General features: G+C 61.4%; 20 protein-coding genes and 2 tRNA genes. 13 read left to right on the top strand and 9 right to left on the bottom strand.

Annotated elements, in window-relative coordinates; all coding sequences use genetic code 11:
- The first annotated feature begins 7 nt into the window (after positions 1–7).
- The gene (gene map / locus CLU87_RS06845; RefSeq protein WP_056067376.1) at positions 8–823 is read left to right on the top strand and encodes a type I methionyl aminopeptidase; all 816 of its coding nucleotides are present in this window, start codon (positions 8–10) and stop codon (positions 821–823) included.
- 95 nt (positions 824–918) lie between these two features.
- A complete protein-coding gene (locus CLU87_RS06840) occupies positions 919–3,519 on the top strand; it encodes a [protein-PII] uridylyltransferase (RefSeq protein ID WP_099729941.1) in 2,601 nt (866 codons plus the stop codon).
- A 33-nt stretch (positions 3,520–3,552) separates the two neighbouring features.
- Here CLU87_RS06840 and def read toward each other — a convergent pair whose 3' ends face one another.
- Positions 3,553–4,092 carry a peptide deformylase gene (def, locus tag CLU87_RS06835; protein ID WP_099729940.1) on the bottom strand — a complete coding sequence of 180 codons (540 nt, stop codon included), beginning with the start codon at positions 4,090–4,092 and terminating at the stop codon, positions 3,553–3,555.
- A 164-nt stretch (positions 4,093–4,256) separates the two neighbouring features.
- On the opposite strand from def, the gene CLU87_RS06830 reads away from it, so the two are divergent.
- From CLU87_RS06830 to CLU87_RS06810, 5 genes are all read left to right on the top strand, one after another.
- Positions 4,257–4,332, top strand: a tRNA-Asn gene (locus tag CLU87_RS06830).
- A 67-nt stretch (positions 4,333–4,399) separates the two neighbouring features.
- A tRNA-Asn gene (locus tag CLU87_RS06825) sits at positions 4,400–4,475 on the top strand.
- A gap of 112 nt (positions 4,476–4,587) precedes the next feature.
- Positions 4,588–5,343 carry a leucyl/phenylalanyl-tRNA--protein transferase gene (gene aat, locus CLU87_RS06820; protein ID WP_056067369.1) on the top strand — a complete coding sequence of 252 codons (756 nt, stop codon included), beginning with the start codon at positions 4,588–4,590 and terminating at the stop codon, positions 5,341–5,343.
- Positions 5,340–6,098 (top strand): arginyltransferase, encoded by a 759-nt coding sequence (locus CLU87_RS06815; protein WP_056067367.1) that lies wholly within the window; start codon positions 5,340–5,342, stop codon positions 6,096–6,098. Before aat ends, CLU87_RS06815 begins: the two co-directional genes overlap by 4 nt.
- A gap of 56 nt (positions 6,099–6,154) precedes the next feature.
- On the top strand, positions 6,155–6,982 hold the full coding sequence (locus tag CLU87_RS06810) for an IclR family transcriptional regulator (RefSeq protein ID WP_056067365.1): 828 nt from the start codon (positions 6,155–6,157) through the stop codon (positions 6,980–6,982).
- A 275-nt stretch (positions 6,983–7,257) separates the two neighbouring features.
- On the opposite strand, the gene pbpG is transcribed toward CLU87_RS06810, so the two are convergent.
- From pbpG to CLU87_RS06780, 6 genes are all read right to left on the bottom strand, one after another.
- Entirely contained in the window at positions 7,258–8,334 is a 1,077-nt protein-coding gene (gene pbpG, locus CLU87_RS06805) for a D-alanyl-D-alanine endopeptidase (RefSeq protein WP_056067362.1), read from the bottom strand.
- A gap of 115 nt (positions 8,335–8,449) precedes the next feature.
- Positions 8,450–9,988, bottom strand: coding sequence for a 2-isopropylmalate synthase (locus CLU87_RS06800; RefSeq protein WP_056067361.1), 1,539 nt, complete (start codon positions 9,986–9,988; stop codon positions 8,450–8,452).
- A 206-nt stretch (positions 9,989–10,194) separates the two neighbouring features.
- The gene (gene pssA, locus CLU87_RS06795) at positions 10,195–11,028 is read right to left on the bottom strand and encodes a CDP-diacylglycerol--serine O-phosphatidyltransferase (protein WP_056067359.1); all 834 of its coding nucleotides are present in this window, start codon (positions 11,026–11,028) and stop codon (positions 10,195–10,197) included.
- 192 nt (positions 11,029–11,220) lie between these two features.
- Entirely contained in the window at positions 11,221–12,237 is a 1,017-nt protein-coding gene (gene ilvC, locus CLU87_RS06790) for a ketol-acid reductoisomerase (RefSeq protein WP_056067358.1), read from the bottom strand.
- Positions 12,238–12,300: 63 nt separating this feature from the next.
- Entirely contained in the window at positions 12,301–12,792 is a 492-nt protein-coding gene (gene ilvN, locus CLU87_RS06785; protein ID WP_015013659.1) for an acetolactate synthase small subunit, read from the bottom strand.
- A gap of 144 nt (positions 12,793–12,936) precedes the next feature.
- Entirely contained in the window at positions 12,937–14,730 is a 1,794-nt protein-coding gene (locus tag CLU87_RS06780) for an acetolactate synthase 3 catalytic subunit (protein WP_056067357.1), read from the bottom strand.
- A 292-nt stretch (positions 14,731–15,022) separates the two neighbouring features.
- Here CLU87_RS06780 and CLU87_RS06775 point away from each other — a divergent pair, with 292 nt between their 5' ends.
- From CLU87_RS06775 to CLU87_RS06750, 6 genes are read left to right on the top strand one after another with little or no spacing between them, the layout of a single operon-like run.
- A complete protein-coding gene (locus tag CLU87_RS06775; RefSeq protein WP_056067354.1) occupies positions 15,023–15,592 on the top strand; it encodes an RNA polymerase sigma factor in 570 nt (189 codons plus the stop codon).
- Positions 15,589–16,044, top strand: coding sequence for a DUF3619 family protein (locus tag CLU87_RS06770; RefSeq protein ID WP_099729939.1), 456 nt, complete (start codon positions 15,589–15,591; stop codon positions 16,042–16,044). Before CLU87_RS06775 ends, CLU87_RS06770 begins: the two co-directional genes overlap by 4 nt.
- A 20-nt stretch (positions 16,045–16,064) precedes the next feature.
- Positions 16,065–16,964 carry a DUF3106 domain-containing protein gene (locus tag CLU87_RS06765; RefSeq protein ID WP_099729938.1) on the top strand — a complete coding sequence of 300 codons (900 nt, stop codon included), beginning with the start codon at positions 16,065–16,067 and terminating at the stop codon, positions 16,962–16,964.
- 37 nt (positions 16,965–17,001) lie between these two features.
- On the top strand, positions 17,002–17,553 hold the full coding sequence (locus tag CLU87_RS06760; protein ID WP_082522553.1) for an RDD family protein: 552 nt from the start codon (positions 17,002–17,004) through the stop codon (positions 17,551–17,553).
- Between the two features lie 4 nt (positions 17,554–17,557).
- Entirely contained in the window at positions 17,558–17,968 is a 411-nt protein-coding gene (locus tag CLU87_RS06755; RefSeq protein ID WP_056067346.1) for a diacylglycerol kinase, read from the top strand.
- Positions 17,961–18,554, top strand: coding sequence for a TIGR00730 family Rossman fold protein (locus CLU87_RS06750; RefSeq protein ID WP_056067344.1), 594 nt, complete (start codon positions 17,961–17,963; stop codon positions 18,552–18,554). Before CLU87_RS06755 ends, CLU87_RS06750 begins: the two co-directional genes overlap by 8 nt.
- 174 nt (positions 18,555–18,728) lie before the next feature.
- Here CLU87_RS06750 and CLU87_RS06745 read toward each other — a convergent pair whose 3' ends face one another.
- Positions 18,729–19,067 carry a P-II family nitrogen regulator gene (locus tag CLU87_RS06745; RefSeq protein WP_015013651.1) on the bottom strand — a complete coding sequence of 113 codons (339 nt, stop codon included), beginning with the start codon at positions 19,065–19,067 and terminating at the stop codon, positions 18,729–18,731.
- Between the two features lie 54 nt (positions 19,068–19,121).
- Positions 19,122–20,780 carry an NAD+ synthase gene (locus CLU87_RS06740; protein WP_056067341.1) on the bottom strand — a complete coding sequence of 553 codons (1,659 nt, stop codon included), beginning with the start codon at positions 20,778–20,780 and terminating at the stop codon, positions 19,122–19,124.
- Positions 20,781–20,809 lie beyond the last annotated feature (29 nt).

Here is a 20,809-nt window from a genome sequence, read left to right as displayed (position 1 = left end):
TTGCGCCATGAGCATCACCATCAAAAGCGCCGAGGACATCGAGGGCATGCGCCTGGCCTGCCGTCTGGCCTCCGAAGTGCTGGACTACATCACACCGCACATCAAGCCCGGCATCACCACCAAAGAAATCGATCGCCTGGGCGCCGAATGCATGGCCCAGCAGGGCACCATCTCGGCCACCGTGGGCTACCAGCCACCGGGCTACCCGCCCTACCCGGCTTCGCTGTGCACCTCGGTCAACCATGTGGTATGCCACGGCATCCCCAACGACAAGCCGCTCAAGAAGGGCGACATCGTCAATGTGGACGTGACCGTGATCACCAAGGACGGCTGGTACGGTGACAACAGCCGCATGTTCCTGATCGGCGAGTGCTCGATCGCTGCCAAGCGCCTGTCAGCGCTGACGTTTGAAGCCATGTGGCATGGCATCGTGCAGGTCAAGCCTGGCGCGCGGCTGGGTGATATCGGCCACGCGATCCAGAAGTTTGCCGAAGGGCACGGCTTCTCGGTGGTGCGCGAGTTCTGCGGCCACGGCATTGGCCAAAAGTTCCACGAAGAACCCCAGGTGCTGCACTATGGCAAGCCCGGCACACTCGAAGAACTGGTACCCGGCATGGTGTTCACCATCGAGCCCATGATCAATGCCGGCCGCCGCGAAGTGAAGGAATTTGGCAACGACGGCTGGACCATCGTGACCAAGGACCACAGCCTGTCGGCCCAGTGGGAGCACACGGTACTGGTCACGCCCACGGGGTACGAGGTGATGACGCTGTCAGCAGGTTCGCCCCCGTTGCCGTCCTTTGTGACTGCCACCAAGACCTGAGGCGAGCGCCGGGCCACCGGTTCCCGCGCAAAAAGGCAGCCGCTTGCACAACTCTTGCATGGCTTTTTCATGGCCTCCCACGATACTTACCGACCATGACTGAACTCCATGCCCTGCGCGACGCCTACCGCAGCGACAAGGCCGCGCTGCTGGCGGCCATGCAATCCACCGGCGCATCGACACGCGGCATCCGTGTGCTCCTGCGCAAGCTGTCGTCGCTGGCGGGCAACCTGCTGCAGGCCCTGTGGCAGCGTGCTGAGCTGCCCGACGACATGGCCCTGGTGGCCGTCGGCGGATTTGGGCGCGACCAGTTGTTCCCCTATTCCGATGTCGATGTCCTGTTGCTGCTGCCCGACGGCACGGCGCCCGAGGCCGGCAGCGCCTTGCGCAACAAGCTCGAAGGCTTCATTGGTAGCTGCTGGGACACGGGTCTGGAGATCGGATCCAGCGTACGCACCGTGGCCGAGTGCCTGGCCGAGAGTGCGGGGGATGTCACCGTGCAGACCTCGCTGCTCGAATCGCGGCTGGTGTGCGGCAATGCCGCGCTGTTTTCCGAGTTCCAACGCCAATACCGGGCTCAGATGAACCCCCAGGCGTTTCTGGTCGCCAAGACGCTGGAGATGCGCCAGCGCCACACCAAATACGAGAACACGCCCTATTCGCTAGAGCCCAATTGCAAGGAGTCGCCCGGCGGGCTGCGCGACCTGCAGATGATCCTGTGGGTGTCCCAGGCTGCCGGGTTGGGAAGCAACTGGAAGGAGCTGGCCGCCAGCGGCATGGCCACGGCCTTCGAAGTGCGCCAGATCGAGCGCAACGAAGCGCTGCTCTGTCTGATCCGTGCCCGTCTGCATGCAGCGGCGGGGCGGCACGAAGACCGGCTGGTGTTCGACCTGCAGACCGCCGTGGCCGAGTCGTTCGGCTACCGCTCGCAAGCACCCGACGGCTCGCGCCTGCCTATGCGGGCCAGCGAAAGCCTGATGCGCCGCTATTACTGGGCAGCCAAGGCCGTGTCGCAGCTCAGCCAGATCCTGCTGCTCAACATCGAAGAGCGCCTGAACCCATCGACCCACGAGCCACGTCCGATCAACGAGCGCTTCTTCGAGAAGGCGGGCCTCATTGAGGTGGCGAGTGACGACCTCTACACCCGTGACCCGCATGCGATCCTGGAGACCTTTCTGCTCTACCAGACCACCGTGGGGCTTAAGGACCTGTCGGCGCGCACCTTGCGCGCGCTGTACAACGCACGCGGCGTGATGGACAGCGCCTTCCGTCGAGACCCGGTCAACCGCGATGCCTTCATGCGCATCCTGCAGCAGCCCTCGGGAATCACGCACGCCATGCGGCTGATGAACCAGACCTCGGTGCTAGGCCGCTACCTGTGGCCGTTTCGTCGCATCGTGGGGCAGATGCAGCATGACCTGTTCCACGTCTACACGGTGGACCAGCACATCCTGATGGTGCTGCGCAATGTGCGCCGCTTCTTCATGGCCGAGCATGCGCACGAATACCCCTTTTGCTCGCAGCTGGCGGGCGGCTGGGACAAGCCCTGGATTTTGTATGTGGCGGCGCTTTTCCATGACATTGGCAAGGGGCGCGGTGGCGACCACTCGCAAATCGGCGCAGAAGAAGTACGGCGCTTTTGCCGCCAGCACGGCGTGGACCGCGAAGATGGCCGGCTCATCGAGTTTCTGGTGCGTGAGCACCTGACCATGAGCACTGTGGCGCAAAAGCAGGATCTGAGCGACCCCGATGTGATTGCTGCCTTTGCACGCCGCGTGGGCAATGAACGTAACCTCACGGCCATGTACCTGCTCACGGTGGCGGACATCCGCGGCACCAGCCCCAAGGTCTGGAACGCCTGGAAGGGCAAGCTGCTGGAAGACCTGTACCGCGCCACACTGCGCACCCTGGGCGGCCGCGCCCCCGATGCAGCCGCCGAGATCGAGGCTCGCAAGCGCGAGGCGCTGGTGCTGCTGGCGCTCAACGCCCTGCCCTTTGAAGCGCACAAGGCGCTGTGGGCCACGCTCGACGTGAGCTATTTCATGCGCCACGACGCTGCCGACATTGCCTGGCACACACGCCACCTGTCGCGCCATGTGGGCACGGCCAAGCCGGTGGTGCGCGCCCGCCAGTCGCTGGCGGGTGATGGGCTGCAGGTGATGGTCTACGCCGCCGACCAGGCCGACCTGTTTGCACGCATCTGCGGCTACTTCGACCGTGTGGGTTTCAGCATCCTCGATGCGCGGGTGCACACCGCCAACAACGGCTATGCGCTGGACACCTTTCAGGTCGTGGCCTCTTCGGCATCGGAGCAGCCCGGACACTACCGCGAGCTGACCCACATGGTCGAGAGCGACCTGATGCGCGTGATCAAGGAAGGCGGCCCTTTGCCAGAACCCACCCGCAAGCGGGTGTCACGCCGGGTCAAGAGCTTTCCGGTAGCGCCCCGGGTGACCTTGCGCCCCGACGAAAAGGCCCAGCGCTGGCTGCTGGCGATCTCGGCCAGCGACCGTGCCGGTCTGCTATATCTCGTGGCACGCATCCTGGCGCAGCACCACCTGAGCGTGCAACTGGCCAAGGTCAGTACCCTGGGCGAGCGGGTGGAAGACACCTTTCTCATCCAGGGCCCAGAGCTGCAAAACAACGCCCGCCAGATCCAGATCGAAACCGAGCTGCTGCAGGAACTGTCGTCCTGACCGCGCAGGGATAGGCCCAGGAGAGGATCTCTATCAGTCGTCTTCGGTGGCACTGATCTCCGGGAACAGCACCTCGGTAAACCCGAACTGCGTGAAATCACGCACCCGCATGGGATACAGCTTGCCGATCAGATGGTCGCATTCGTGCTGTACGACGCGCGCATGGAAGCCATCTACCGTGCGGTCAATGGGGTCGCCGTACAAATCGAAGCCTGTGTAGCTGATGCGCGACCAGCGGGGCACCTTGCCGCGCAAGCCGGGCACGGAGAGGCAACCCTCCCAGTCTTCCTCTTCTTCCACCCCCAGGGGCGTGATCACCGGGTTGAGCAGTACGGTGGGCGGCACAAGCGGCCGATCCGGATAGCGCGGATTGCGGTCGTTGGAACCAAAGATCACGAGTTGCAGATCTACCCCAATCTGCGGCGCGGCAAGGCCGGCTCCGTTCACGGAGGCCATGGTCTCGAACATATCCCGCACCAGCTGATGCAACTCGTCAGTGTCGAACGCTGTGACAGGCTGCGCTACGCGCAGCAGGCGGGGGTCGCCCATTTTCAAAATGGTGTGGATGGTCATGAAATATGAGACAGGCTTGGAGGCAAGGCACAGACCGCCAAATTGGCAGCAGGGTGCCCAGCATATCGCGCCGTAGGGCTCCAGGTTGGCGCGCAGGTTTGCGAACCGATGCAGTCAGTTTTGTGGATTCGGGACAATTTTTGTGTATATAATCTAAGTCTTGTTCCTCGATAGCTCAGTCGGTAGAGCGCCGGACTGTTAATCCGTAGGTCCCTGGTTCGAGCCCAGGTCGAGGAGCCAAGAATTTGCAGGCCCTGCATAAAAAAAGCGGGGCCTTTTAGTTAGTCAGTTGATAGATACCGATCATTCCTCGATAGCTCAGTCGGTAGAGCGCCGGACTGTTAATCCGTAGGTCCCTGGTTCGAGCCCAGGTCGAGGAGCCAATCTGAAAAAGCCTCACACTTTCTGAGTGTGGGGCTTTTTTGTTGGCCGAAACCCCACCACGCAGCGCGCCAGTGCTTGCCAGACAATAGTGCCTTTGCGACACACGCCCGCATGCCCCCGCAACTCCCCTGGCTCGAACCTGACGCCCCCCTTCCAGCCCCGACCCTTGCATGGGGAGAAGGTGACCCTGCGCCGGGACTGCTGGCCGCAGGTGGTGCACTGGATGTGGACAGCCTCCGTGCCGCGTACGCGCAGGGCACCTTTCCCTGGTATGGCCCTGGGCAACCCATCCTGTGGTGGGCACCCGATCCGCGCATGGTGCTGCCAGTGTCGGAATTTCGGCTGCATCGATCACTGAACAAACGGCTGCAGGCGTTTCGCAGACAGGCGCATTGCGAAATACGTGTCGATAGCGCATTCCAGGACGTCATCACGGCTTGTGCCACCAAGGAACGCGATGGCCAGGCTGGAACCTGGATCGTGCCGGAGATGGTGAACGCCTACACTGATTTGCACCGAGCAGGCCATGCCCACAGCGTGGAAACCTGGGTGGACGACCGACTCATAGGGGGCCTGTACTGCGTGGCACTGGGTCGTGCGGTGTTCGGAGAATCCATGTTTGCCCATGCGACCGACGCCTCCAAGATCGCTCTTGCAGCCTTGGTCTGCCTTTGCCGCCGCCATGGCATCAGCTTGATTGACTGCCAGCAGAATACGCAGCACCTGACCTCCCTGGGCGGCCGGGAAATACCCCGCGCCGATTTCCTGGTACATGTGGACAAAGCGCGACAACAGCCTGCCATCCCCTGGAGATTTGAGCCCGTATACTGGAACGAGCTGCTGCCACCCAAGATCGATCCGGCATGACGCAACTCAATGACCTTCCACTGCAGACCCTGCAGTTTTACGCGACAGCCCCCTACCCCTGCAGTTACCTGCCGGACCGTCAGGCACGATCGCAGGTCGCCACCCCCAGCCATCTGATCCAGAGCGATCTCTATTCCGACCTCGTAACCAAAGGGTTTCGCCGCAGTGGCATGTTCACCTACCGCCCCTATTGCGACGGATGCCAGGCGTGTACACCGCTGCGGGTCCTGGTCAACGAATTCAAGCCTGATCGCAGCCAAAGACGCGCGGCAACACGCCACGGCCAACTGCAGGCCCGGGTGCTACGGCTGTGTTTTGTGCCCGAACATTACCAGCTGTACCTGCGCTACCAGAACGGCCGCCATGCAGGCGGTGGCATGGACCATGACAGCATCGACCAGTACACACAGTTTCTGCTGCAAAGCAGGGTGAACTCGAGACTGGTGGAGTTCCGCGAGACAGACGCATCAGGCGAACCCGGTGCGCTCAAGATGGTCTCCATTCTTGACGTGCTCGATGACGGCCTGTCTGCCGTGTATACGTTTTACGAACCCGAGCCCCATTGCAGCTACGGCACCTACAACGTCATGTGGCAAATTGCGCAAGCCAATGCACTGGGCCTGCCCCATGTCTACCTGGGGTACTGGATAGAAACCAGCCCCAAGATGAACTACAAGGCACGCTTTGTGCCCCATGAAATCCGTACCGATGGGCTATGGCACCGGGTAGCAGACACCGGCCACGCGAGCACCTGAATACGCGTTAACATTTCACAAGATAAAATGTGGCGGCCTTCGCACCATAGCCGCTCATGAAAAAAACCGATTCCAGCATCCCTCTCAAACCCAGCGTTCAGGTGCTTGAGCGTATGTTCACTCTGATCGATGTTCTGGCTTCTCGTGAAGAGGCGATTTCCCTGAAGGAAATCAGCGAAAAGACAGGGCTGCACCCCTCTACGACTCACCGCATCCTGAACGACCTGACCATTGGACGGTTTGTGGACCGCCCCGAATCGGGCAGCTACCGGCTGGGCATGCGACTGCTGGAGCTGGGCAACCTGGTGAAGGCACGCCTGAGCGTTCGTGATGCGGCGCTGACCCCCATGCGCAGTCTGCACAAGCTGATCCAGCAGCCCGTGAACCTGAGCATGCGCCAGGGCGACGAGATTGTGTATGTGGAGCGTGCCTACAGTGAGCGGTCGGGCATGCAGGTCGTGCGCGCCATTGGCGGCAGGGCGCCACTGCACCTGACCTCTACAGGAAAGCTCTTCCTCGCACTGGATGACCCCCAGCGCGTTCGTGCCTATGCCACCCGCACCGGTCTTGCAGGCCACACCCGCAACAGCATCACCCAGCTGCCCGTGCTGGAGCGGGAACTGGCAAAGGCCCGGCAATACGGTATTGCCCGCGATAACGAAGAGCTTGAGTTGGGCGTGCGCTGTATGGCAGCCGGTGTGTATGACGACCAGGGAAAACTGGTAGCAGGCCTGTCCATTTCTGCCCCCGCTGACAGACTGGATGAAGGCTGGCTGCCCAAGCTGCAAGCAACGGCGAACGAAATTTCACTGGCCCTGGGCTATACGCCAAGTACCGACGCGAGTCATAACCCAATCACCAACCAACGCACCGAATTGCGCTGATGTTCTGCATCCACACCCCATTTGCCAATGGCGCTATTGGCGGGGCCGCAGTGGCGTATTGAGGCATCGAGGCAAGCGCTGCACGGTGTGCGTGGGACACGCGCAGCAAGCCTCCGGCATGGTCTTGCCAGCTCATCGCATCCCAACCCACTCAAGACAAGAGATGCCCGCTGACCCTATTTACCCAAGACCGTTTGCGAGACCGGACTCGCACTACAAAAGAAAACGCCTGACAGGACCAGCCTGTCAGGCGCATGTGGGGAGATGTCTGCCTATCAGCCGTTGTTGCTCCGTACCGCCTGTAAAGGTGCGGCCAACGAAGGATTCGACTCCACCCAGCGGCGCACCCGCTCGGCATCGCCCAGTCGACTGAATTTACCTGCAGAGTCCAGGAACACCATGATCAATTTGCGTCCCGCCACCTGGGCTTGCATCACCAAGCAGCGCCCTGCCTCGGAGATATAACCGGTCTTCTGCAGACCGATGTCCCAGGTAGGATTTTTCACGAGACCGTTGGTGTTGTTGTACTGAAGCGTCTTATGCCCCACCGCCACTTCATAGCCGGGGGAAGTGGACAGCTCACGCAACAGAGGATCTCCATGCGCCACACCCACCAAGGTCGCAAGATCGCGGGCACTGGATTGGTTACGGCTGGACAGACCCGTGGGCTCCACATAGTGAGTATCATTCATGCCCAGTGACTTGGCCTTGGCGTTCATTTGCGTCACAAAGACCTCCAACCCACCCGGGTAAGTACGACCCAGTGCATGGGCGGCCCGGTTCTCACTGGACATCAGCGCCAAGTGCAGCATCTCGCCACGCGTCAGCGTGGTACCCACGGTCAAACGCGACCGACTCCCCTTTTCGGTGTCTACATCGTCCTGCGTGATGGTGACAGGTTCGTCCATGGGCAACTTGGCCTGCGAAATCAGCATACCCGTCATGAGCTTGGTCAGCGAGGCGATGGGAAGCACAGCCTGATCGTTCTTACGGAGCAACACCTCATGGGTGTCTTGGTCCACCACCAGCGCTACGCTGGACTTGAGGTCCAGCGGATCATTGACCTCGTGCAAGCCCGCCATCTGGCCGAAAGAGGGCTTGGCTGGAACAAACGCCACCTTGGTAGGTGCTTTGGCAGTCCGGGCAGCGACGCGCGTGGGCTTGATGCTGGCGGCCACCTTGCGTGGTGCCACGGCACGCTTCGCGTTGCTTGCGCTGACCTGCTGTTTTTTGACCCCTGGCTTTTTGACATCTGCCGCGTGCACAGAGGGCGAAATGAGGGCAGCGCTCACGAGCGCGAAACCCATCCACTGGAAAAATCGATTCACTGCAGCGTTGCGGCGATGGTGCATCAAAGTGCTCCAAACGGTAAGAATTATTGAGCAGTGTACAGAATCAAAAAAAGTCGCGCAAGATCAATACCTTGCGCGACTTTCCGAGAAAGTGAGTGAATTATAAATTGATCACTCAGCCTTGTGCGGCTACCCGATCGGCTTTACTTTGTAACTTGTTCAAAGCGCTGAGGTAGGCCTTCGCCGACGCCACGACGATGTCTGGGTCCGCGCCCACCCCATTCACCACACGCCCGCTGTTCTGCAACCGCACGGTGACCTCGCCCTGGCTCTCGGTAGAGCCACTGATGGCATTGACGGAATACAACACCATTTCGGCGCCACTCTTCACATGCGATTCGATGGCCTTGAGCGAGGCGTCGACAGGACCGTTGCCCTCGGCCTCGCCGCGCACTTCCTGCCCATCCACGGTGAACACAATACGTGCACGGGGCTGCTCACCGGTTTCGCTTTGCTGGAACAACGATACGAACCCGTATTGCTCTTTTTCAGCAGTCACGCTCTCGTCGCTCACCAGTGCCAAGATATCTTCGTCAAAGATCTCGCTCTTTCGATCAGCCAATTCCTTGAAGCGTGTGAAAGCGGTGTTGACTTCGGTTTCGCTATCCAGGCTGACACCCAGTTCCTGCAGGCGCTGCTTGAAGGCGTTACGACCACTGAGCTTACCCAGCACGATCTTGTTGGCGCTCCAGCCCACATCTTCCGCCCGCATGATCTCGTAGGTATCGCGTGCCTTGAGCACGCCATCCTGGTGGATACCGCTGGCATGAGCAAATGCGTTGGCACCCACCACGGCCTTGTTGGGCTGCACCACAAAACCAGTGGTCTGGCTGACCATGCGGCTGGCTGCGACGATGTGCTGGGTATCAATCCCCAGTTCAAGGCCGAAGTAGTCACGGCGGGTTTTGACTGCCATCACCACCTCTTCGAGGGAGCAGTTACCGGCGCGCTCACCCAGACCGTTGATGGTGCATTCGACCTGCCGCGCACCGCCAATCTTCACACCGGCGAGCGAGTTGGCCACCGCCATGCCCAGATCATTGTGGCAATGCACCGACCAGATCGCCTTGTCGCTATTGGGGATGCGCTCGCGCAGTGTCTTGATGAAGTTGCCGTACAGCTCCGGAACGGCATAGCCCACGGTATCGGGCACGTTGATGGTGGTGGCACCTTCTGCAATCACGGCTTCCAGCACGCGGCACAAAAAGTCGGGATCGCTGCGGTATCCGTCCTCAGGGCTGAACTCGATGTCACCCACCAGGTTGCGGGCGAAACGGACCGACTGTTTAGCCTGCTCCAGCACCTGGTCAGGCGTCATCCGCAGCTTTTTCTCCATGTGCAGCGCCGAAGTGGCAATGAAGGTGTGAATACGGGCACTCGCCGCGCCCTTGAGGGCCTCAGCAGCGCGTGAAATATCACGATCATTGGCCCGAGACAGGGAACAGATGGTGGACTCCTTGATGGCGTTGGCAATCGCCTGCACGGCTTCAAAGTCGCCATTGGAGCTGGCTGCAAAACCGGCCTCGATCACATCCACCTTCAGACGCTCGAGCTGGCGGGCAATGCGCAGCTTCTCGTCCTTGGTCATCGAGGCGCCGGGAGACTGCTCCCCATCGCGCAAGGTGGTATCGAAAATGATCAGTTTGTCAGCCATGTTGTTCTCCTGGTATCAGTGGGTGGGGCCCCGCAACTTAGAAATCTGGCGCCCAAAACAAAAGGCCCGTCGCGGGTGCAAACGGGCCTTTGTGAAAAAGTGTGCGCGTGCGCCTACTGTCTCCGCCCGTGGGGAGGTAGCAGTAGCGCCAAAGCAAACAAATTCATATCGCGCAATGTAGCACAACTGGCCGGATATCACGGTCATCACTTGTGCAGACCGCGCTCGTCGGGTTCGTCGGTAGAGGTGCTGATCACGCTGCTGTGCTGCCCTTTGGCCTTGCGCCAGGCGTACACGCCATAACCACTCAGGCCATAGAACACGAACACACCAAACAGCACGATAGGGGGGTGAATGTTGATGACAGCGATGCCCAGCGCGATGAGCACGATGGCAGCAAAAGGCACGCTCTTTTTCATCTGCACATCCTTGAAGCTGTAGAACGGCACATTGGTCACCATGGTGAGCCCTGCATACAGCGTGAAGGAGAACATGATCCAGGTCACCTGGCTCCATGTCAGCCAGTGGTCTTCGCCGGGACGCACGCCCAGCTCGGTCATCAACCAGATAAACCCTGCCACCAAGGCCGCAGCGGCTGGTGAAGGCAGCCCCTGGAAATAGCGCTTGTCCACAACGCCCGTATTCACGTTAAAGCGCGCCAGGCGAAGCGCCGCGCAGGCACAGTACACAAACGCAGCAATCCAGCCCCAGCGGCCCAGACCCTGCAGGGACCACTCATAGGCAATCAGGGCAGGCGCAGCACCAAAGGACACCATGTCGGACAACGAGTCCATCTGCTCGCCAAACGCACTCTGGGTATTGGTCATGCGGGCCACGCGCCCGTCCAGGCTGTCGAGCACCATCGCGCAGAAGACGCCCACCGCCGCCTGATCAAACCGGCCATTCATGGCCATGACGATGGAGTAAAAGCCCCCAAACAGCGCCGCCAGCGTGAACAGATTGGGCAGGATGTAGATGCCTTTGCGCCTTTTGCGCACCATCACACCGGGGTTCTCGGTGGACTCATTGCCGTCATGCATCAAACAGACCTCCAGCGCTTGCAAATATTGCACAAGCAGCTATTAAATTTATAGTATTGAACCATTTCCCGCAGGAATGCCGACTGCCAAGCGCGCAAAAGGCGAAGGCCGCAGTGTAGCGCCTGCACACCATGCCGCCCGCCAATGAAAAAGGCCACCGAAGTGGCCTTTTGACGCTTCAGAAACGAAACATCAGTTGCGGGTCTGGTCGACCAGCTTGTTCTTGGCGATCCAGGGCATCATGGCGCGCAGCTGGCCGCCCACCTTTTCGATGCTGTGGTCGGCCGTGTTGCGGCGGCGGGCCGTCATCGATGGGTAGTTCAGGCGGCCTTCCTGGATGAACATCTTGGCGTAGTCACCGTTCTGGATGCGCTTGAGGGCATTGCGCATGGCAGCGCGCGACTGCTCATTGATCACTTCAGGGCCGGTCACGTACTCGCCGTATTCGGCGTTGTTCGAGATCGAGTAGTTCATGTTGGCGATGCCGCCTTCGTAGATCAGGTCCACGATGAGCTTGAGCTCGTGCAGGCATTCGAAGTAGGCCATTTCGGGCGCATAACCGGCTTCGACCAGGGTTTCGTAACCCATCTTGATCAGCTCGACGGCACCGCCGCACAGCACGGCCTGTTCGCCGAACAGGTCGGTCTCGGTTTCTTCCTTGAAGTTGGTCTCGATAATGCCGGCCTTGCCGCCGCCGTTGGCTGCTGCGTAGGAGAGAGCCAGGTCACGGGCCTTGCCGGACTTGTCCTGGTGAACGGCCACCAGGTGGGGCACGCCGCCGCCCTGGGTGTAGGTGTTGCGCACGGTGTGGCCAGGGGCCTTAGGGGCCACCATCCACACGTCCAGATCGGCGCGGGGCACTACCTGGTTGTAGTGCACGTTGAAACCGTGGGCAAAGGCCAGCGAAGCGCCTTGCTTGATGTTGGGTTCGACGTTGTTCTTGTACACGGCTGCGATGTCTTCGTCGGGCAGCAAGATCATGACCACGTCGGCGGCCTTCACGGCGTCGTTGACTTCCAGCACGTTCAGGCCGGCCTTGCCAACCTTGTCCCACGAGGCACCGCCCTTGCGCAGGCCGACCACCACCTTCACGCCGCTGTCGTTCAGGTTTTGTGCGTGGGCATGGCCCTGCGAGCCGTAGCCAATGATGGCCACGGTCTTGCCCTTGATCAGGCTCAGGTCGGTGTCTTTGTCGTAGAAAACTTTCATGGGTCGCTCCGGTTGAAATGCGTTGTTGGGGGGATTGAAATGGGAAAAACGGGGTGAATTGTCTTACACACGCAAAATGCGCTCGCCCCGGCCGATGCCGCTGGCGCCCGTGCGCACGGTTTCCAGGATGGCCGTGCGGTCGATGGCTTGCAGGAACGCGTCGTTCTTGGACTGGTCGCCCGTCAGCTCGATGGTGTAGCTCTTCTCGGTCACGTCGATGATGCGGCCACGGAAGATATCCGCCATGCGCTTCATCTCCTCGCGCTCTTTGCCCACCGCGCGCACCTTCACCATCATGAGCTCACGCTCGGTGTAGGCACCTTCGGTGAGGTCAACCACCTTGACCACTTCAATGAGGCGGTTCAGGTGCTTGGTGATCTGCTCGATCACGTCATCGGAGCCCGTGGTCTGGATGGTCATGCGCGACAGCGATGCATCCTCGGTGGGCGCCACGGTGAGCGACTCGATGTTGTAGCCACGGGCCGAGAACAGACCCACGACGCGGGAAAGAGCACCAGGCTCGTTTTCCAGCAAGACAGCAATGATGTGTTTCATGATGAAGAGATTCCTCTTTTTGCTGCCCTCCCCCATGCACGGTAATGCATGGGCTTGGCAGGCAATAGATTCGTCAAAAATTTAGATGCTATCTATTCGATAGCTGGTAGTGCATGAAAAACATGCGCCTGAGGCCGATTTGGCTTAAAGGTCTTCCGACCCCAGCAGCATTTCGGTGATGCCCTTGCCGGCCTGCACCATCGGGAACACGTTCTCGGTGGGGTCGGTACGGAAGTCCATGAACACCGTGCGGTCCTTGAGCTTGCGGGCTTCGCGCAATGCAGGCTCCACGTCCTTGGGGTGCTCGATCAGCATCCCTACGTGGCCATAGGCCTCAGCCAGCTTCACGAAGTTGGGCAGCGCGTCCATGTAACTGTGGCTGTACCGACCGGAGTATTCGATCTCCTGCCACTGGCGCACCATGCCCAGATAACGGTTATTCAACGAGCAGATCTTGATCGGCGTGTTGTACTGCAGGCAGGTGGACAGTTCCTGGATGTTCATCTGCACCGAGCCTTCGCCGGTAATACAAAACACTTCGGACTGTGGCTTGGCCAGCTTGATCCCCATGGCATAGGGAATGCCCACACCCATAGTGCCCAGACCACCGGAATTGATCCAGCGGCGCGGCTCGTCGAAGCGGTAGTACTGCGCGGCCCACATCTGGTGCTGGCCCACGTCGGACGTGATGTATGTGTCACCATCCTTCGTCATGTTCCACAGCGTCTCTACCACGTACTGTGGCTTGATCACATCACCGCTGCCCATGCTGTACTTCAGGCACTCGCGCTTGCGCCAGCCTTCAATAGTGTCCCACCAGGCAGCCAGGGCACCGGCGTCAGGGCGGGTGCTGCTCTCGCGGATCATGGAAATCAGCTCAGTGAGCACGTCCTTCACGTCACCGACGATCGGGATGTCGACCTTCACGCGTTTGGAGATGCTCGACGGGTCGATATCGACGTGGATGATCTTGCGGTCGTTCTGCGCGAAGTGCTTGGGGTTGCCGATCACCCGGTCGTCAAAGCGCGCACCCACTGCCAGCAGCACGTCGCAGTTCTGCATGGCGTTGTTGGCTTCGATGGTGCCGTGCATGCCCAGCATACCCAGGAACTTGCGGTCGCTGGCCGGATAGGCCCCCAGGCCCATCAACGTGTTGGTGACCGGGTAGCCCAGCATGTCCACCAGCGTGCGCAGCTCGTTGGTGGCGTTGCCCAACAGCACGCCGCCGCCCGTGTAGATATAAGGGCGCTTGGCCGCCAGCAGCAACTGCAGGGCCTTGCGGATCTGTCCGCCATGGCCCTTGCGCACGGGGTTGTACGAGCGCATTTCTACCGTTTGCGGGTAGCCGGTGTAAGGCACCTTCTTGAAGGAAACATCTTTGGGCACATCCACCACCACAGGGCCTGGGCGGCCGGTACGGGCAATATGGAAGGCCTTCTTCATCGTCGCGGCCAGGTCGCGAGGGTCCTTGACGAGAAAATTGTGCTTGACGATGGGGCGGGTGATACCGACCGTATCGCACTCCTGGAAGGCGTCAAGCCCGATGGCGGGCGTGGGCACCTGACCAGAAATGATCACCATGGGGATCGAATCCATGTACGCGGTGGCGATGCCGGTCACAGCATTGGTCAAGCCGGGACCCGAAGTGACCAAGGCTACGCCGACTTCACCCGTGGCGCGGGCGTAGCCGTCGGCAGCGTGCACGGCGGCCTGTTCGTGACGCACCAGCACGTGCTGGATGGTGTCTTGCTTGTAGAGCGCGTCGTATATGTACAGAACCGCGCCGCCAGGGTAGCCCCAGATGTACTGGACGTTCTCTGCCTGGAGAGCCTTGATGAGGATCTCAGAACCCATGAGGTCCTGCGAACCGGAAGCGGGAGAAGTGTTGCCCTGCGAAGCAGCGGCTGCTGAAGAGATTTCAGCCTTGGAGATTTCCATGATCGATCAACCTTTGTGAATTTCTCTGACGAAAAACCTTGGGTGCCCCTCGCACGCGCTCTTGTGAAGCCAGCTTGGAACTTGAGGCCAAGGACATGGGCGGGATGATTGCCGCGCCGGACCGTGACCCGTTTGCCTTTTGAATTGCAGGTGGATTATCGCACTGCAACACTCACAAAACGCTCCGCAGCCGAAAAAAACTCCGGCGGGTGCGATAATCTGCGGTTTTACGGCGCCGTTGAGTTGCGAAACTGCAGATATCTGCGCCGATCTCCTCCCGGGCTGACCCGTCTTGGCAACCGAACAAGAACTTTCCGATTTCCTCAAAAGCGTAGAAAAGCGCGCGTTCAAGCGCTCGGTCTACCACGTTCGCAACGAGGAAGCGGCGCTCGACATCGTGCAAGACAGCATGCTCAAGTTGGCCGAGCATTACGGGGACAAACCGGCGGGCGAACTGCCCATGCTCTTCCAGCGGATTCTTTCCAACTGCACCCTGGACTGGTTTCGCCGCCAGAAGACGCGCAATGCACTGTTTTCGAGCATGAGCGACTTCGAAGGCCCAGGTGAAGATGGCACGGATTTTGATCTGCTCGAAGCGTACTCGGGGACAGAAGACGGCGACAAAGCCGAAAGCGCGGAAGACCTGACCCGCCGGGCCCAGATATTCCAGGGCATTGAAGAAGAAATTGCAGAGTTGCCACCACGTCAACGGGAAGCGTTCCTGATGCGTTATTGGGAGGAAATGGACGTCGCAGAGACGGCTGCCGCCATGGGCTGCTCCGAAGGCAGTGTCAAAACACACTGCTTTCGCGCCATACAAACCCTCAGCAAGGCACTGAAGGCCAAAGGAATCGAGCCATGAAGAACACTGTACAGACCCCACCGACCCAAGCTGAAGCTGCTGCCGAGCGCTTTGCGCTGCGCGTCACGGCGCGCCTGTCCAGCGGCACCGACGCCCTGCCCTATGACATCTCCGAGCGGCTGCGCGCCTCGCGCATGCAGGCGTTGGCCAAACGTAAAGTCACCGCGCCAGTGCATCGCACCGCCTCCGCAGCAGTGGTGGTCAACGCAGGCAGCACCGCCACATTGGGCCGTGGCGGCGAAGGCGGTGGCTGGTGGAATGCCCTGGTGTCCGCCGTGCCTCTGCTGGCGCTGGTCGTGGGACTGGTGGTCATCAACATCGCGCAGGACGAACGCAGTGCCAACGATGTGGCCGAGGTAGATGCCGCTCTGCTGACCGATGACCTGCCTCCCGCCGCTTATTCGGACCCAGGCTTCGTACAATTCCTCAAGACCTCCGCGCAGTCAAACTGATCTGCCTGACTCTGGACTGCATGCACCCAAGCCCCTCTGAAGCTCCCTCCACGCTGCCAGCCTTTGTGCTGGCATTGGCGCTTCTGGGTGCGCTTACTGCTGGTGGCTGGCAGGCGTTGGTGCAGATGCGCATGGCCCCCAGCACAGTGCTCCAGGCGGGCGCTGAGGCCGCAGTGGCCCGTCCCAATAACGCCCGCACAGACCTGTCTGCCGTGAACATGCCCCCAGCCACGGAATCAGGACCAGGCTGGGGCACGCTCACCACGGCGCAAAAACTGGCGCTGTATCCGCTGTCGGAACGCTGGGCGCTGATCAGCGAAGCCCAAAAACGCCGCTGGCTGGACTTGGCCATCAACTACCCCGGTCTTTCGGAAGAGGAACAACGCAAGTTCCATGACCGCATCACCGACTGGGCCAATCTGAGTGCCCAGCAGCGCAACCAGGCACGCTTGAACTACGCGGTCACCAAGCGCCTGGCTGGGGACGACAAGCGGGCGCAGTGGGAGGCCTACCAGGCACTGTCTGACGAAGAGCGCAAGGCGTTGGCCTCCAAGGCGACCCCCAATCCCCATGGGGCTGCCACGGCCCTGCGCCCTGTCTCGCCCAAAAAGCTGGCCCAGGTGCCCGCAGCAACGCAAGCCAACCCCGATCGGCCCAACGCCCCCAAGATTCCACCGGTGGTAGACCACTCGCCCCGCGTTGCGGCCCCTGTGCCTCAGCCGACGGCGCCTGCGATGCCATCCACCCCCGCATCCGCAGCGCCGGCAACCTCGATGGGTGGCGTGGAAACAGCGCCCGTGGCGATCCCCAGTGCGGTGCCTGCTGTACTTCCGCCCCTGGGCTCTGGCGGAGCCGACAGCACGGGCTCGCCCGGCACCCCCGCGGTAACACCTGACACCTCCGGCCTGTATCCTCAGTAGGTTTCAACCTGCCCTGGCCCGACGGGCCTGACCTGGAATGTCCGTTTCTCCCTCTCCCACCACGCCCCAGCCTGCGGCCAACGCATCAAGCGGTGTCCTTGCGGGCGGCCCCACGCCCAACCTGTGGCGGCGCATGGCCTGCTGGCTGTACGAAGGCATGCTGATGTTCGGCGTGGTCTTTATCGCCGGGTACCTGTTTGGCACGCTGAGCCAGACGCGCAATGCGATGGACAACCGCCATGCGCTGCAAGCCTTTCTCTTTGTGGTGTTCGGTATTTATTTCACCTGGTTCTGGGCCAAAGGCCAGACCCTCGCACAGAAAACCTGGCACATCCGCGTGGTGGGCACTGCAGGGCAACCCATCAGCCAGCCGCGCGCCTTGTTGCGGTATGTATTGAGCTGGCTGTGGTTTCTGCCGCCGCTGGCGGCAATCGCACCATTTTCCCTGTCGGGAGGCGAGTCCGCCGTGATCGTGCTGGGCTGGGTGGCCATCTGGGCGCTGCTCAGCCGGTTCCACCCCACGCGGCAGTTCTGGCACGACGCGCTGGCTGGCACCCGGCTGGTGCACTACGAAATTCCCAAAAAATAAGCGCATGCAACCCTCTTCCCCTCCTTCAGCGGCCCCGGCCAACCCCCAAAAGGCACGCACGGGTCTCAACCGCATCTGGCATGCCGCCGGCTATTCCATGGAAGGGCTGCGGGCCGGCTGGAACGAGAAGGCCTTCCGCCAGGAGGCCATCGCCGCCATGGTGCTGCTGCCGCTGTCGCTCTGGCTGGGCCGCAGTTGGGTCGAAGTCGCCTTGTTGGCGGGCTCCGTGGTCATCGTGATGATTGTGGAGTTGCTCAACACGGGCATCGAGACCGCCATCGACCGCATCGGGCCCGAGTGGCATGACCTGTCCAAACGCGCCAAGGACATGGGCAGCGCAGCGGTTCTGCTGGCCTTGCTGCTGTGCATCGGCATCTGGGCCGCCGCATTGTTTCAGAGGTTTTTCCATGGCTGAACCCACTTTTTCTGTGTGCGTATATTGCGGATCGCGCCCCGGCGACAACCCCGCCTATGCCCAGGCGGCGCAGGCAGTGGGCCAGTGGATCGGCGCCCACAACGGACAACTGGTATACGGCGGTGGCCGCAGTGGCCTGATGGGCACGGTGGCCGAGGCAACGCGTCTGGCGGGCGGCCGGGTGGTGGGGGTGATACCGCAGGCGCTGGTGGACAAGGAGCTGGCCAACCGCCAATGTGACGAGCTGCACATCGTGCAGACCATGCACGAACGCAAGGCCATGATGGCAGAGCGCAGCGATGCCTTCCTCGCCTTGCCCGGCGGCATCGGCACCTTTGAAGAACTGTTTGAAGTGTGGACCTGGCGCCAGCTGGGCTACCACGACAAGCCCTTGGGCTTGCTCAACGTGGGGGGCTACTATGATGGCCTGCTGGGTTTCTTGCAGGGCAGCGTGGCCAGTGGCTTCATGGGTGAATGGCAGATGGGCCTGTTGCACGCATCCACCGATGCAGAGGGCCTGCTGCGCGCGCTGGTGCAAGACGCGGGGCCCGACCAAGCGCCTGTCCCGCTGCGCTCGGTGATCTGACTCCCCCGCACTCCGAAACTGGAGCGGCCCACAAGCCAAGGCCACCGAGCAAGGGCCAACAGGCTGCGCATTCGGCGCTTCGCTTGCTTGCGCTGGCGTTGCCTCCCTTTTCTCGAATGGCGCAGCCGTTCAAGAGAAAGGGCAAGGTAAGAAACGACTCAGGGGGTTGTCACCTCACACCGCTGCGTCGTCCAGATCGCCCGTGCGAATACGCACCGTGCGCTCCACGGCGGTCACAAAAATCTTGCCGTCACCGATCTTGCCGGTGCGCGCCACGTTCACGATCGCGTCCACGCAGCGGTCCACATCCTCGGACTTGACGACGACCTCGACCTTCACCTTGGGCAGAAAGTCCACCACGTATTCCGCGCCGCGGTACAGCTCGGTATGGCCTTTCTGGCGGCCAAAACCCTTCACTTCGGTCACCGTGAGGCCGGTCACGCCGCATTCGGCCAGGGCTTCGCGGACTTCTTCGAGCTTGAAGGGCTTGATGACGGCGGTGATCATTTTCATGGCGGGTCTCCTGGAGGATGTAAAAAATCGGGCTGGGGGCACGGCGCCGAAGCGTCACGCCCTGAATTTGCTGGTGATAGGGTAACGCCAGTCCTTGCCAAAGCTGCGGCGCGTGACACGAATCCCTACCGGCGCCTGGCGGCGTTTGTACTCGTTGAGCTTGATCAGGCGCGTCACGCGCTCGACATCGGCCCGGGCGAAGCCGCTGGCGATGATGGACTCGATGGGCTCATCATTTTCCATGTAGCGGGCCACGATGGCGTCCAGCACCTCATACGGCGGCAGGCTGTCCTGGTCCTTCTGGTCGGGTCGCAGCTCGGCACTGGGCGGCCGGGTGATGATGCGCTCAGGGATGGGGCTGGCGCAGGTGCCATACGGGTCGTTGGCATTGCGCCAGCGGGCCAGATCAAACACCCGGGTCTTGGCCACGTCCTTGATCACGGCAAAGCCGCCGGCCATGTCGCCGTACAGCGTGCAGTAGCCGGTGGACATCTCGCTCTTGTTGCCGGTGGTCAGCACGATGGCGCCGAACTTGTTGGACAGCGCCATCAGCAGCGTGCCCCGGATGCGTGCCTGCAGGTTTTCTTCGGTGGTGTCTTCGGGCAGCCCGGCGAATTCGGTGGCCAGCGCGGCCTTGAAGGCCTCGAACTGCGGCTTGATCGAAATCTCGTCATAGCGCACGCCCATGCGAGCGGCCATGTCGCGCGCATCGATCCAGCTGATGTCGGCGGTGTAGGGCGACGGCATCATCACCGTGCGGACCTTGTCGGCACCGAGCGCGTCCACCGCAATCGCCAGCACCAGCGCCGAGTCGATGCCGCCCGACAACCCCAGCAGCGCGCCCGGGAAGCCGTTCTTGCCCACATAGTCGCGCACACCCAGCACCAGGGCATCCCACAGGTCGGCCTCCAGCGTGCGCTCTGGGGCAACCTCTGCTGTAATTTTGATAGCACCCTGGGCAGATTCGACTAGCGCATAGACCAGTTTTTCCACAAAAGCAGGGGCCCGGGCCGCGACCGAGCCGTCGGCGGCCAGCGCAAACGACCGGCCTTCAAACACCACCTCGTCCTGCCCGCCCACCAGGTGGGCGTAGACCAGCGGCAGGCCCGTCTCGACCACACGGGCGCGCATGGTGGCCTCGCGCTCTGTGCCCTTGCCCAGATGGAAAGGCGATGCATTGATGACTGCCAGCAACTGCGCACCGGCGGCAGCGGTATCGCGCGCGGGGGTGGCAAACCAGGCGTCTTCGCACACCAGCACACCCACCTTCACGCCCTCCACCTCGAACACGCAGGGCTTGCTGCCGGGCACGAAGTAGCGCCGCTCGTCAAACACCTGGTAGTTGGGCAGCTCGCGCTTGGCATAGGTCTGCTCGATCTTGCCGTCGCGCATCACGCTGGCGGCGTTGAAGCAGACGCTGAAGGCCTGGGCGCCAGGGGCCATGGCCTGCGGGTGGCCCAGCACGATGGCCAGGCCTTTCAACCCCGCAGTCTCGCGGGCCACGGTTTTCACGGCATCATCGCAGGCCGCAATGAAGGCAGGGCGCAGGAACAGGTCTTCGGCCGCGTAGCCGCAGATGGCCAGCTCCGGTGTCAACAACAGGCGAGCGCCCTGGGCATAGGCCTCGCGGGCTGCCGCAATGATCTTTTGGGCGTTGCCGGGCATGTCGCCCACAACAAAGTTGAGCTGCGCAGTGCAAATGGAGAGCGTCATGGAACTGGAATCGGCCCCTGCGGCCAGGT

This window comes from Acidovorax sp. 59 (assembly GCF_002754175.1).
GTDB lineage: Bacteria > Pseudomonadota > Gammaproteobacteria > Burkholderiales > Burkholderiaceae_C > Acidovorax > Acidovorax delafieldii.
The sequence above is the reverse complement of the archived record's forward strand: the minus strand, read 5'-3'. Positions and strand labels throughout refer to the sequence as shown.

Excerpts from the sequence above, each read along its gene's own strand:
- map (WP_056067376.1), top strand. The coding sequence starts at position 8 with ATGAGCATCACCATCAAAAGCGCCGAGGACATCGAGGGCATGCGCCTG.
- CLU87_RS06840 (WP_099729941.1), top strand. The coding sequence starts at position 919 with ATGACTGAACTCCATGCCCTGCGCGACGCCTACCGCAGCGACAAGGCC.
- def (WP_099729940.1), bottom strand. The coding sequence starts at position 4,092 with ATGACCATCCACACCATTTTGAAAATGGGCGACCCCCGCCTGCTGCGC.
- aat (WP_056067369.1), top strand. The coding sequence starts at position 4,588 with ATGCCCCCGCAACTCCCCTGGCTCGAACCTGACGCCCCCCTTCCAGCC.
- CLU87_RS06815 (WP_056067367.1), top strand. The coding sequence starts at position 5,340 with ATGACGCAACTCAATGACCTTCCACTGCAGACCCTGCAGTTTTACGCG.
- CLU87_RS06810 (WP_056067365.1), top strand. The coding sequence starts at position 6,155 with ATGAAAAAAACCGATTCCAGCATCCCTCTCAAACCCAGCGTTCAGGTG.
- pbpG (WP_056067362.1), bottom strand. The coding sequence starts at position 8,334 with ATGCACCATCGCCGCAACGCTGCAGTGAATCGATTTTTCCAGTGGATG.
- CLU87_RS06800 (WP_056067361.1), bottom strand. The coding sequence starts at position 9,988 with ATGGCTGACAAACTGATCATTTTCGATACCACCTTGCGCGATGGGGAG.
- pssA (WP_056067359.1), bottom strand. The coding sequence starts at position 11,028 with ATGCATGACGGCAATGAGTCCACCGAGAACCCCGGTGTGATGGTGCGC.
- ilvC (WP_056067358.1), bottom strand. The coding sequence starts at position 12,237 with ATGAAAGTTTTCTACGACAAAGACACCGACCTGAGCCTGATCAAGGGC.
- ilvN (WP_015013659.1), bottom strand. The coding sequence starts at position 12,792 with ATGAAACACATCATTGCTGTCTTGCTGGAAAACGAGCCTGGTGCTCTT.
- CLU87_RS06780 (WP_056067357.1), bottom strand. The coding sequence starts at position 14,730 with ATGGAAATCTCCAAGGCTGAAATCTCTTCAGCAGCCGCTGCTTCGCAG.
- CLU87_RS06770 (WP_099729939.1), top strand. The coding sequence starts at position 15,589 with ATGAAGAACACTGTACAGACCCCACCGACCCAAGCTGAAGCTGCTGCC.
- CLU87_RS06765 (WP_099729938.1), top strand. The coding sequence starts at position 16,065 with ATGCACCCAAGCCCCTCTGAAGCTCCCTCCACGCTGCCAGCCTTTGTG.
- CLU87_RS06760 (WP_082522553.1), top strand. The coding sequence starts at position 17,002 with ATGTCCGTTTCTCCCTCTCCCACCACGCCCCAGCCTGCGGCCAACGCA.
- CLU87_RS06755 (WP_056067346.1), top strand. The coding sequence starts at position 17,558 with ATGCAACCCTCTTCCCCTCCTTCAGCGGCCCCGGCCAACCCCCAAAAG.
- CLU87_RS06750 (WP_056067344.1), top strand. The coding sequence starts at position 17,961 with ATGGCTGAACCCACTTTTTCTGTGTGCGTATATTGCGGATCGCGCCCC.
- CLU87_RS06745 (WP_015013651.1), bottom strand. The coding sequence starts at position 19,067 with ATGAAAATGATCACCGCCGTCATCAAGCCCTTCAAGCTCGAAGAAGTC.
- CLU87_RS06740 (WP_056067341.1), bottom strand. The coding sequence starts at position 20,780 with ATGACGCTCTCCATTTGCACTGCGCAGCTCAACTTTGTTGTGGGCGAC.